This window comes from Enterobacter sp. TMH.L2, assembly GCF_050847315.1.
In the GTDB taxonomy this organism is placed as follows: Bacteria; Pseudomonadota; Gammaproteobacteria; order Enterobacterales; family Enterobacteriaceae; genus Cedecea.
This window is the reverse complement of the sequence record NZ_CP193791.1, coordinates 1,259,032-1,271,395: the sequence shown is the minus strand read 5'-3', so window position 1 is coordinate 1,271,395 and position 12,364 is coordinate 1,259,032. Positions and strand designations below refer to the sequence as shown.

Below are 12,364 nucleotides of genomic sequence, written 5' to 3'. Positions count from 1 at the left end.
TAACGAGCGATAAAGCTGTAACGCTTTTATATACCGTTTGGCGATTTACAAGAAGAAAGGGATATAAGAAAGCGGCGTAGCAAACGCTACGCCGGAGGGGATTACAGGCTCAGTAATTTATCGAGCGACGGCGCAAAGTAGTAACCGCCGGTGACCGGCTTAGTGAAGCGCAGCATACCGTCACGCTTCCCGTCAGCGTCGCCAAACATGCTCAACAGCTGCTGTTCAATGTTATGCAAACGCGCGCAATAGGCGATGAAATAGAGACCGTGCACGCCGCTGGCGGTGCCGTAAGGCAGGCTCTGACGCACAATTTTCAGCCCCTTGCCGTCTTCTTTCAGATCGACCCGGCTCAGGTGAGAAGTGGCTGGCCGCGCGTCGCCGTCAATCTCTTCGTTTTCCTGTTTGGTACGGCCGAAGATCATCTCCTGGTCGTGCACGCTCAGGCGGTTAAACTGCTTGAGGTTGTGTTCCCAGCGCTGAACCAGCACGTAGCTGCCCCCGGCATCCACGCCTTCGTTGATCACCGCCACCTGGCGACGATTTTCTTCGCCCTGTGGATTTTCGGTCCCGTCAACGAAGCCGCTGAGATCGCGCTCTTCTACCCAGCGGAAACCGTGAATCTCTTCTTCAATTTTCAGCGCATCGCCAAACGCGGCCAGCGCGGCCTGAGCCACGGAGAAGTTCACGTCATGGCGCAGAGAAAGAATGTGGATCATCACATCGTGCTGGGTCGCGGGCGCCAGGCCTTTGCCTAGTGGCGTAAAGTTTTTCAGCTCTGCGGCACCTTCGCCTTTGCTGAGGTCGCGCCACAGGTCGTGCCCGAAGCCAACGGTCGCCCCCAGCATCGCGTCAGGGAATTGTTCCTGGAAAGCATTCAACGCTTCAATAAAGGTTTTGCACCCTGCGCTCAGCGCGCTGAAGTCGCCCTGGACAGAAGCTTCCAGCCAAACGGCGGCACGACAATGTTCCGGCAGAATGCCGCTTTGAACCCGAGACATGATTCCTCCTAAAAAAATGCCACCAAAGGTGGCACATAACTATGATGACTCCGAACGGAGGCATTTATCGGGCTATTCTAACCTGATTTATTCACGCCGACTTGCGACGGCGCAAACCCGGCGCAAATTTTATCGACGCCAGATAATTTTGTTAAGCGTCCATTTCTTCAGCGTATCATCCGACGGCATCAATCCTTCCGGCCCGTGCCACTCGCCTGTAAACAGATAGCTGATGTGCTGGCTGTTCGGCGCCTGGCAGAGAACGCCTGCCGCATCGTCGCCGGTCGCTTTTTCGCAGACCCCAAAAGCTTTCTGATACAGATCGCTGAAAGGCGTGCCGATTTTCACGCCGCTGGCGGTTTTGATGTCAGCATCCATCACATCTACGCGACTCACGGTGCCTTTTTCGCCGTTCACCACCAGCTTAACGTCTTTGTCTTTCATCGCCTCAAAGTAGCGCACGATGGTGCCGTTTTCAGTTTTCATGCCGCTGCGCAGACGATAATTGTCATTCAACCCCTCGCTCACGGCCTTCTCATCCATCGCGGTGGCTGAAGTCAGTTTCCCCACGCCCTGCTCGCTCACCTCAACGGAAGAGCCAAACCAGTTCCACGGATAAGCCGCAGACCAGTTAACGGAGGACAGCGTGGAACACCCGCTCAGAACCAGCGGCAGGCCTAGCATCATCAGGCGCAGAGATTTCATTGATCATTCCTTTTCAAAAAATGGTAACGGCCTTTGGAGTACGGGGACGTCAAAAAGTGCCGCTTAACTCGTTTTTCAGGGCAAAGTAATCCCGCAGCCGGCGGTTAGTCAGCAGCCACCAAAGCGCGAACAGATCGATAATCAGCAGAACAACGGTGGTACCGGTCAGCGTTTCATCCCCGGCCAGCAGCGCCAGTTGCCACGCCAGCAGCCCAACCTGGGCGGCAATCAATATCCAGCGAAATGCCCGCCAGAACCGGGGCCAAAGGTGGCGACGTCCGCTGAGCAAAAAGGCCAGCGCAGCCGGAATACCGGGGATCAGCCCCAGCCAGAAGTTATCGCGATCGGGATAAAACAGGCCCAGCAGCGCATCGCCCTGCTGACGAGAAGCCCCCGCCAGCACCAGCAAAACCCAGGTGCGGGCCTGTAACAACAACACCGCCCAGAACAGCAGCGGTGCTTTTAAGTTGCCCTGTGAATCATAATCAGCAGGCAAATACATGGCATGAACACATTTGAAAATTAATATTCCTGATCTTCTATCAGCCGTTTGCCGAGCAAAATGGTGTCCTGATGCTCGTAATCGAGCTTTTCATAAAGGCCGATAACCAGATCGTTCTCTTCGCGCACCATGATGTGGATCTTCGGGCAACCGCGGGCAATCAGCTTCTTTTCCAGCCGGTTCAGCAAGGCGTTAGCAATGCCGCGGCCCCGAAACTCCGGGTGCACGCCCAGGTAATAGGCTGACCCCCGATGGCCGTCATACCCGCCCATCAACGAACCGACGATCTCGCCACCCACCTCAGCGACTAAAAACAGGTCCGCATCGTGATGCAGCTTACGTTCAATGTCCATTTCCGGGTCATTCCATGGGCGCAGTAAATCGCAGCGCTCCCAAAGGGTAATGACCTCTTCGAAATCTTCCTGGCGAAAAACGCGAATTTCCATGGTATTAGCCACCTTAAGCCGTAAAAGGTTGATTATGGCGTTAACCGTCCGTTAAGCCAATAACTGCCGCAAAAGCGCGAAAAAAATGGCATAATCTCCGACCAGTCATGAAATGAAACGAATGGATATACATTTCTGACGCCAGAGTGTCGTTTGCATGAAGCCGATACGTTATAACTTCCCATCTGGACTCCATAAGATAAATAATTCATCCGCATGAGCAAAATTAAATCGCTAACGCAACTTACGACGCGCCGCCAGGTCCTGCTCACGGGTTTAGCAGCGTTGACGCTAACCGGTATGAACCAAGCGCTGGCAAAGGAAGAAGCCAAATCGCTGAAAACCACCAATTCCCACAGTAAAGTGGCCAAAAAATCCGGGGCAAAACGCATTGTTATGCTCGACCCGGGCCACGGTGGGATTGATACCGGCGCCATCGGCCACAACGGCTCGAAAGAAAAACACGTGGTGCTGGCCATTGCCAAAAACGTGCGCAGCATCCTGCGCAGCAACGGGATCGATGCCAGGCTGACTCGCACCACGGACGAATTTATTCCGCTGTACGATCGCGTTGAAATCGCCCACCAGCACGGCGCAGACCTGTTTATGTCGATCCACGCGGATGGCTTCACCAGTCCAACCGCCGCAGGTGCCTCCGTATTCGCCCTGTCTAACCGAGGCGCAAGTAGCGCCATGGCGAAATATCTTTCAGACAGAGAGAACGCCGCGGATGACGTAGCGGGCAGCAAAGTGAAAGACAAAGATCACTACCTGCAGCAGGTGCTGTTTGACCTGGTGCAGACCGACACGATTAAAAACAGCCTGACGCTCGGCTCGCATATTCTGAAACAGATAAAGCCGGTGCATAAGCTGCACAGCCGCAACACGGAACAGGCAGCCTTCGTCGTTCTGAAGTCGCCGTCCATTCCGTCCGTGCTGGTTGAAACGTCGTTCATCACTAACCCGGGCGAAGAAAAGCTGCTCGGCACCACCGCCTTCCGCCAGAAGATTGCCACCGCCATCGCCTCCGGCGTGATGAGCTATTTCAACTGGTTTGATAACCATAAAGTCCACGGTAAGAAGCGTTAATTTTTATGACTGAGCCCGATATCCACGCCGTAAAACAGTTCCTGCTCTCCCTGCAGGATACGATATGCCAGCAGCTTTCCGCCCTTGATGGCGCCGTCTTCCAGGAAGACAACTGGCAGCGAGAAGGCGGCGGCGGCGGGCGCAGTCGAGTTTTGCGCGGCGGCGCGGTGTTCGAACAGGCTGGCGTGAACTTTTCTCACGTTCACGGCGACGCCATGCCGGCGTCTGCCACGGCCCACCGCCCGGAACTGGCGGGCAGAAGCTTTCAGGCCATGGGCGTTTCGCTGGTGGTACACCCGAACAACCCTTATGTGCCGACCAGCCACGCCAACGTGCGTTTCTTTATTGCCGAAAAACCTGGCGCCGATCCGGTCTGGTGGTTTGGCGGCGGCTTCGACTTAACGCCTTACTACGGCTTCGAAGAAGATGCGGTGCACTGGCACCGCACGGCGCGTGACCTGTGTCAGCCGTTTGGTGACGACGTTTTCCCGCGTTATAAAAAGTGGTGCGATGACTACTTCTTTATCAGACACCGCAACGAGCAGCGCGGTATCGGCGGGCTGTTCTTCGACGATCTGAACAAGCCAGACTTTGACTACGGCTTCCGCTTTATTCAGGCCGTCGGACAGGGATTCCTGGACGCTTATCTGCCGATTGTTGAACGCCGCAAGGATCATCCCTTCGGCGAGCGTGAGCGTGACTTCCAGCTGTATCGTCGTGGGCGCTACGTTGAGTTCAACCTGGTGTGGGATCGCGGCACGCTGTTTGGCCTGCAAACCGGCGGGCGCACCGAATCGATTTTAATGTCGATGCCGCCGCTGGTGCGCTGGGAGTATGACTATCAGCCTGAAGAAGGCAGCCCGGAGGCTGTGCTGTATCGTGATTTTCTGCCAGTGAAGGAGTGGGTGTAGCTTTCGCGTTTTTGCCCTCACCCTAACCCTCTCCCTAAAAGGGAGAGGGGATTTTTAGTGCTCGCTGTACCCCATATCCCTTTGGGGAAAGATGACTCTATTATCCGCTTTACTCGGTTTTCCCCCTCGCCCCTCCGGGGAGAGAGGGAGTTCAATCACAGCGGTGCGGTTTGCGCCTCCACAACCGCCAGCGCCACCATATTCACAATGCGGCGCACCGAAGCAATCGGCGTCAACACGTGAACCGGCTTCGCCACGCCCATCAGGACCGGTCCAACGGTCACCCCTTCAGAACTCGACACGCGCAGCAGGTTGTAGCTAATACGCGCCGCCTCAACGTTCGGCATGATCAGGATATTGGCAGAGCCTTTCAGCGGGCTGTCCGGCATACGCTCATGGCGAATACTTTCAACCAGCGCGGCGTCTCCGTGCATCTCCCCGTCAATTTCCAGGTCAGGCGCACGCTCACGCACCAGATCCAGCGTTTTGCGCATTTTGCAGGCGGCTTTGCTGTTGGAAGAACCGTAGTTGGAGTGGGAAAGCAGCGCAACTTTCGGCTCAATGCCGAAGCGGCGCACCGTTTCCGCCGCCAGCAGCGTGATTTCCGTCAGTTCTTCCGGCGTAGGGTCATCGTTCACATAGGTATCCGCGATAAAGGTGTTGCCGCTCGGCAGCAGCAGCGCGTTCATCGCCCCGGCAGCCTTCACGCCTTCGCGGTAGCCAAACAGCTTCTCTACCACGTCAAAGTGCTCGTGATATTCGCCGATTGTCCCGCATATCAGCGCATCTGCTTCACCACGATGCACCATGATCGCCCCGATCACAGTCGTGTTGCTGATCACCGCCCGCTGCGCCTGCTCCTGAGTGATCCCACGGCGCTTCATGATGTTGTAGTACTCGTGCCAGTACTCTTTGAAACGCGGATCGGATTCGTTATTCACGATCTCAAAATCTTTGCCCGGCTGAATTTGCAGGCCCAGCTTTTTGATACGCATTTCGATAACGCTTGGACGACCAATCAGGATAGGCTTCGCCAGCCCCAAAGTGATCAGCTCCTGTGTGGCATGCAGCACGCGCGCTTCTTCCCCTTCACTTAACACCACGCGCTTCGGCTCTTTGCGCGCCTGGGAGAAGATCGGCTTCATAAACAGGTTGGTTTTGTAGACAAACTCTTCCAGCTTCTCGCTGTAAGCATTGAAATCCTGAATCGGGCGCGTGGCCACGCCGGAGTCCATCGCTGCTTTGGCTACCGCCGGGGCAATTTTCACGATCAGGCGCGGGTCAAATGGCTTAGGAATGATGTATTCCGGGCCGAACGTCAGTTCCTGCTCGCCGTAGGCGGAGGCCACCACGTCGCTTTGTTCAGCGTGAGCCAGCTCGGCTATCGCATGTACCGCAGCCAGCTTCATCTCTTCGTTAATTGCCGTGGCACCCACGTCCAGCGCGCCACGGAAGATGAACGGGAAGCACAGCACGTTGTTCACCTGGTTCGGGTAGTCCGAACGGCCGGTACAGATAATGGCTTCCGGACGCACCTCTTTCGCCAGCGGCGGCAGAATTTCAGGCTCAGGGTTAGCCAGCGCCAGAATCAGCGGCGCTTTGCCCATCTTCTTCACCATCTCCTGAGTCAGCACTTTCGGACCGGAGCAGCCGAGGAAAATGTCCGCGCCTTCAATCACGTCGTCCAGCGTCCGCTTGCCGCTGTCTTCAACGGCATAGGCGGCTTTGGTTTCGGCCATGTTCTCTTCGCGGCCTTTATAAATAACGCCCTTCGAGTCGCAAACCACGATGTTGTGTTTTTGCATTCCCAGCGCGACCAGCAGGTTCATACAGGCGATTGCCGAAGCCCCCGCGCCGGAAACCACCAGCCGTACATCGGTAATGTTCTTTTCAACCACGCGCAGGCCGTTCAGCACCGCGGCGGTACAAATAATCGCGGTGCCGTGCTGGTCGTCGTGGAACACCGGAATGTTCATGCGCTCGCGCAGCTTCTGCTCTATGTAGAAACACTCCGGTGCCTTGATATCTTCCAGGTTAATGCCGCCGAAAGTGGGTTCCAGCGCGGCCACCACGTCGATAAGCTTGTCCGGATCCATCTCATCAATTTCGATATCGAAAACGTCTATACCGGCAAATTTTTTAAACAGGACGCCCTTACCTTCCATGACCGGCTTGCCTGCAAGCGCGCCGATATTGCCTAGCCCGAGCACCGCGGTACCGTTAGAAACCACGCCCACAAGGTTGCCACGCGCGGTGTATTTGTAGGCGGCGAGCGGGTCCTTTTCAATTTCAAGGCAAGGTGCCGCTACGCCCGGCGAATACGCCAGCGCCAGGTCACGCTGGGTAGCAAGGGGTTTGGTCGGAGAAACCTGGATTTTCCCCGGAATTGGAAACTCATGGAAATCGAGGGCACTTTGCTTCAGTTGTTCATCCATTGCATCGTTCCTTTTTGGGTCTTCTTTATTGTTACGTCAGCCGCCTAGTATCACGCGGGCACGTTTCGCAAACTTTGAAGGTAGCCATACTATTAAGATTAGGCGTGATTATTGTTAGCTAACTATAGAACCAATGTTAGCGGCTGCCCCGTCATCGCCCCCATCTGCTATGCTTTTGGGTTATGCAAAGCGTAAGTTTTCACGGCGAGCGACACGGAACGCTCAGGTAAGACGTTGCTTTTTCAAGGAGATAGTAATGAATCAGTTAGACAGCATTAAACAGTACACCACCGTGGTTGCAGACAGCGGTGATATCGACTCTATTCGCCACTACCAGCCTGAAGACGCCACCACCAACCCTTCATTGTTGTTAAAAGCCGCGGGGCTTGAGCAATATCAGCCGCTGATTGATGACGCGCTGGCCTACGGCAAACAGCGCGGCGGCAGCAGGGAACACATTGTGGCCGAAGCCAGTGACAAACTGGCGGTCAATGTCGGTGCGGAAATTCTGAAAAGCATTCCAGGTCGCGTGTCTACCGAAGTGGATGCCCGCCTCTCCTACGACAAAGAAAAGAGCATCAGCAAGGCTCGTCGCCTGGTGGATCTGTACGCCGAACAGGGGATCGATAAATCCCGCATTCTCATCAAGCTGGCGTCAACCTGGGAAGGCATCCGCGCGGCGGAAGAGCTGCAAAAAGAAGGCATCAACTGCAACCTGACACTGCTGTTCTCTTTTGCTCAGGCGCGTGCCTGTGCGGAAGCGGGCGTTTTCCTGATTTCCCCGTTCGTGGGCCGTATTTACGACTGGTATCAGGCGCGTAAACCGATGGATCCGTATATCGTTGAAGAAGATCCGGGCGTGAAATCCGTGCGCAATATCTACGACTACTTCAAGCAACATAACTATGAAACCATCGTCATGGGCGCCAGCTTCCGTCGTAAGGAACAAATCCTCGCCCTGGCGGGCTGCGACCGGCTGACCATCGCCCCTAACCTGCTGCAGCAGCTGCAGGACAGTGAAGAAGAAGTTATCCGTAAACTGATCCCATTCTCACAGGGCTTCCGCCGTCCGGCCCCCATGAGCGAAGCGGAATTCCGTTGGGAACATAGCCAGGATGCTATGGCCGTGGAAAAACTGTCCGAAGGGATCCGCCTGTTCGCCATAGATCAACGCAAACTGGAAGACCTGCTCGCCGCCAAACTTTAACAAGACCTGGAGTGAAACATGTCATCACGTAAAGAGCTTGCCAACGCCATTCGCGCCCTCAGTATGGATGCGGTCCAGAAAGCCAATTCCGGCCACCCCGGAGCGCCCATGGGCATGGCCGATATCGCCGAGGTGCTGTGGAATGATTTCCTCAGCCATAACCCGTCTAACCCGCACTGGGCCAACCGCGACCGCTTCGTGCTGTCGAACGGCCATGCGTCGATGCTGCTTTACAGCCTGCTGCACCTGAGCGGCTATGACCTGCCGCTGGACGAGTTGAAAAACTTCCGCCAGCTTCACTCCAAAACGCCAGGTCACCCGGAAGTGGGCTATACCCCCGGCGTGGAAACCACCACCGGCCCGCTGGGCCAGGGGTTAGCCAACGCCGTGGGGATGGCGATTGCCGAGCGCACGCTGGCCGCGCAGTTTAACCAGCCGGGCCATGACATCGTTGACCACTACACCTATGTGTTCATGGGCGACGGCTGCCTGATGGAGGGCATTTCCCATGAGGTATCTTCCCTTGCCGGAACGCTGGGTTTAGGCAAGCTGATCGGCTTCTATGACCATAACGGGATTTCCATCGACGGGGAAACCGATGGCTGGTTTACCGACGACACGGCCAAACGCTTCGAGGCCTATCACTGGCACGTGATCCATGAGATTGACGGTCACGACCCGGCTGCGCTGAAAAAAGCCATCAAAGAAGCCCAGAGCGTGAAGGACAAACCGTCCCTCATTATCTGCCGCACCGTGATCGGTTTTGGTTCGCCAAACAAAGCGGGCAAAGAAGAGGCTCACGGCGCACCGCTGGGTGAAGAAGAAGTCGCCCTGGCGCGCAAGCAGCTCGGCTGGAAATACCCGCCGTTTGAGATCCCAAAAGAGGTCTATCACGCCTGGGACGCCAAAGAGGCAGGCGAAAAAGCGGAGGCCGCCTGGAAAGAGAAGTTTGCCGCTTACGCAAAAGCTCACCCTACCCTGAGCGCCGAATTTAAACGCCGTACCGAAGGTAAACTGCCGGATAACTGGCAGAAAACAGCCCAAAGCTACATTGAACAACTGCAGGCGAACCCGGACAAAATCGCCACCCGCAAAGCTTCGCAGAATACCCTTAACGCCTTTGGTCCGTCGCTGCCGGAACTGCTTGGCGGCTCCGCCGACCTGGCCCCGAGTAACCTGACCATCTGGAAAGGCTCGAGATCGATTAAAGAGGACACCGCCGGGAATTATATCCACTACGGCGTACGCGAATTCGGTATGACCGCCATTGCCAACGGCATCGCCCTGCACGGCGGCTTTATCCCTTACACCGCCACTTTCCTGATGTTTGTGGAGTACGCCCGTAACGCGGCACGTATGGCGGCGCTGATGAAAGCGCGGCAGATCATGGTTTATACCCATGATTCCATCGGCCTTGGGGAAGATGGCCCGACACACCAGGCCGTCGAGCAGTTAGCCAGCCTGCGCCTGACGCCCAACTTCAGCACCTGGCGGCCTTGCGATCAGGTTGAGGCCGCCGTGGCCTGGAAATCCGCACTTGAGCGCCAGACCGGCCCAACTGCGCTGATCCTGTCTCGCCAGAATCTGGCCCAGATGGACCGTACGCCCGAGCAACTGAAAGCGATCGGCCGAGGGGGTTATATTCTGAAGGACAGCGACGGCAAACCAGACCTCATCCTGATTGCCACGGGCTCTGAGATTGAAATCACCGTCGAGGCCGCGGCAGCATTGAGCAAAGAAGGGCATAAGGTTCGCGTCGTGTCTATGCCGTCCACCGACGTGTTTGATGCTCAGGATGAGGCGTATCAGGAGTCCGTCCTGCCTTATGCCGTACGGGCTCGAGTGGCGGTAGAGGCCGGTATAGCCGACTACTGGTACAAATACGTCGGTCTCAAAGGCGGGATTGTGGGTATGACAACCTTCGGCGAATCCGCCCCTGCCGGGAAGCTGTTCCCATTCTTTGGCTTTACGGTAGAAAACATCGTAGCCGTAGCGAAAAAATCACTCGGCAAGAAATAGCCTACACTGCCAGCCCTCTCCTCATGGGGAGAGGGTTCTTCTTATTCCATGAATCCACCCTATTTGGTGACCCACAGCGTCGGCCAGCCGCCCGCTTTATGCCAGCTATCACAGGCAGATTCAGCGGCATAACGCACAAGCCGGAAGCGCTGTCCGTCATAGCGCCAGCGCGTGGCCACGCCGCAGTCGCCAGGCCCACGCCCTTTCGCCAGGGTGGTTAACACTTTATCGTGCTCATCAAATCCCGCGTTCATTAGTTCCAGCTCAGCGCTGCCGCCGTCCGGTATAAAGGGTAATCGCAGGTGAATCGTCCTGGCGACAAACGGCTTTTGCCGGGAGATGACCCAGGCCAGATAAACCACGTTATAGGCGCCTGCTTCACAGCTGGTAAGCATCAAGGCTTTATCGTCAGTCAGAGGGAAAACGCGCACTTCCCGGCGCTGCGGATCGAGCGAACACTGGCTGTTATTCATCCGCCATGTGCCGTAATCCAACAGGTCGTTCAGTTCATCGTGTGAAAGTGGCGTTGTTGGTGCCGTAGCTGCAGCCACTTCTTTGAGCGGTGGAGCCGGAGGCACGCTGAGCGGAGGTCCGTCGCCTTTTTTAATCCATGCGGTTTCGCTGCCGATACGCTTTTGCTGGCTGTCGATAAAGAGCAGCGCCGCTTTGAGCCCGCTGAGTGAAATGATGCCCCTGCCGTCGGTAAGGGTAATTTTATCGCCGTTCATAACAGCGTCTAGCAGACCGTTAATCGCCTCCGGATTATTGGTCATCAAATGATGAGGCGACACTTTCCACTCGCTGGGCTGGATAGCAAGCGGCGCGTCGTCAAACCGCAGCCTCGGTGCTACAGGCGAGACTTTAACGTCCGCACTCTCCATATTCCCCAGGTCGATGCGCAAACTGGCGTCAGTGCGAGCCCCGGCACCCCGGGTAATCGTCATCACCAACCCCTGATGCAGTCCGGTATTACGGGTGCTGCAAAAGTTCTGGTTATTGCAGGTCACCTGCCAGTCGGAAAACTGCTTTTGCGCTGGCGCGGCAAATGCAGCATTGGCTACCAGCAATGCAAGCATAAGCAAGGAGGATGTCCGATAGAACATTGAAGGCAGCCCTAAAAAGCGAAGCGTGAAAAACGTACGATGGTGCGACCTATCTTCGGCCCACGAGACAGCCTGCTCAATCGGATTTGTCGGATAGCTTTATATCAATATTAAAAATCGCAATAACATGATTTTATGGAGTTTTACCTCATAATATTGCGCAACTGTAGCTGTTGAAGCAGTATCACTGTCTTCCCGTCGCGAATTTCCCCATTCTTCACCATCGCCATTGCCTGGCTAAACGGGATTTCCAGCACGTCGATATCTTCATCTTCCACGCCGCCGCCGGCGCCTTCTCGCTGAGAATCACTGTATTCTGCCAGATAGAAATAGACGATTTCGGTCACGCCGCCGGGAGACATATACAACTCAAAGACTTTCTCAACCTCTCCTACCTGAAAGCCCGTTTCTTCCATCGCCTCTTTGCGGGCGCAGACTTCTGGCTCGTCGGCATCCAGCAGCCCGGCACAGGCTTCTATCAGCATGCCGTCTTCATTCCCGTTAACCCAGGTCGCGACGCGGAACTGGCGTGTTAGCACCACACTTTTCTTTTCGCGGTTATAAAGCAGAATGGTCGCCCCGTTGCCCCGGTCATAAACTTCGCGCTTATGACGCACGCTTTCGGCCCCGTTACGAGACAGGTCATAGGTAATATTGCGCAGGATGAAGTAGTTATCAGACAGGACTTTATCTTTGATGACTTCGATACGTAACGACATACGGTCTCCACAAGGCGGTAAGGGAGCCGACAATCATATGCCGTTCTGTGAGCGTTGTCGCGTGGCGTTAGGTTTGTTTGTTGGGTGTGTTTTTTTGGGGGTGATTTTATTTATGTTTACCAGATAGTAGTTCCGTTCACTTCCAGCCCTTTTTTATATATAGCCCCCGCACCGGTGAACGTCTTAGGGGAGTCACCGTCACTCACCTAAGAACCCGGACTCCCGGC

Annotated in this window: 11 protein-coding genes; 4 read left to right on the top strand and 7 right to left on the bottom strand. The window is 55.6% G+C overall.

Annotated features, from left to right (window positions below; genetic code table 11):
- Window positions 1-101: 101 nt before the first annotated feature.
- From ACREYP_RS06105 to ACREYP_RS06090, 4 genes are all read right to left on the bottom strand, one after another.
- Window positions 102-1,001, bottom strand: a complete 900-nt coding sequence (locus tag ACREYP_RS06105; protein WP_498881192.1) for a Dyp-type peroxidase — start codon at window positions 999-1,001, stop codon at window positions 102-104.
- A gap of 129 nt (window positions 1,002-1,130) precedes the next feature.
- Window positions 1,131-1,706: an RpoE-regulated lipoprotein gene (locus tag ACREYP_RS06100; protein WP_336706815.1), complete on the bottom strand. Its 576-nt coding sequence runs from the start codon at window positions 1,704-1,706 to the stop codon at window positions 1,131-1,133.
- A 49-nt stretch (window positions 1,707-1,755) separates the two neighbouring features.
- The gene (locus ACREYP_RS06095) at window positions 1,756-2,208 is read right to left on the bottom strand and encodes a DUF2919 family protein (protein WP_166990720.1); all 453 of its coding nucleotides are present in this window, start codon (window positions 2,206-2,208) and stop codon (window positions 1,756-1,758) included.
- A gap of 20 nt (window positions 2,209-2,228) precedes the next feature.
- Window positions 2,229-2,654, bottom strand: coding sequence for a GNAT family acetyltransferase (locus ACREYP_RS06090; protein WP_008459564.1), 426 nt, complete (start codon window positions 2,652-2,654; stop codon window positions 2,229-2,231).
- Between the two features lie 216 nt (window positions 2,655-2,870).
- Here ACREYP_RS06090 and amiA point away from each other — a divergent pair, with 216 nt between their 5' ends.
- Entirely contained in the window at window positions 2,871-3,743 is an 873-nt protein-coding gene (gene amiA / locus ACREYP_RS06085) for an N-acetylmuramoyl-L-alanine amidase AmiA (protein ID WP_008459562.1), read from the top strand.
- A gap of 5 nt (window positions 3,744-3,748) precedes the next feature.
- Entirely contained in the window at window positions 3,749-4,654 is a 906-nt protein-coding gene (gene hemF / locus ACREYP_RS06080) for an oxygen-dependent coproporphyrinogen-III oxidase (RefSeq protein WP_498881191.1), read from the top strand.
- A gap of 155 nt (window positions 4,655-4,809) precedes the next feature.
- Here hemF and maeB read toward each other — a convergent pair whose 3' ends face one another.
- A complete protein-coding gene (maeB, locus tag ACREYP_RS06075; protein ID WP_008459558.1) occupies window positions 4,810-7,089 on the bottom strand; it encodes an NADP-dependent oxaloacetate-decarboxylating malate dehydrogenase in 2,280 nt (759 codons plus the stop codon).
- Between the two features lie 256 nt (window positions 7,090-7,345).
- Here maeB and tal point away from each other — a divergent pair, with 256 nt between their 5' ends.
- Together tal and tkt are read left to right on the top strand one after the other, a co-directional pair.
- Complete coding sequence (gene tal, locus ACREYP_RS06070; RefSeq protein WP_336819307.1) at window positions 7,346-8,296, top strand: transaldolase; 951 nt, start codon at window positions 7,346-7,348, stop codon at window positions 8,294-8,296.
- Between the two features lie 18 nt (window positions 8,297-8,314).
- Window positions 8,315-10,315, top strand: coding sequence for a transketolase (gene tkt / locus ACREYP_RS06065; protein WP_008459556.1), 2,001 nt, complete (start codon window positions 8,315-8,317; stop codon window positions 10,313-10,315).
- 59 nt (window positions 10,316-10,374) lie between these two features.
- Here the strand turns inward: tkt and ACREYP_RS06060 are convergent, their stop codons facing one another.
- Entirely contained in the window at window positions 10,375-11,418 is a 1,044-nt protein-coding gene (locus ACREYP_RS06060; RefSeq protein WP_336819308.1) for a DUF1176 domain-containing protein, read from the bottom strand.
- Between the two features lie 143 nt (window positions 11,419-11,561).
- Window positions 11,562-12,137, bottom strand: a complete 576-nt coding sequence (nudK, locus tag ACREYP_RS06055; RefSeq protein ID WP_336819309.1) for a GDP-mannose pyrophosphatase NudK — start codon at window positions 12,135-12,137, stop codon at window positions 11,562-11,564.
- Window positions 12,138-12,364 lie beyond the last annotated feature (227 nt).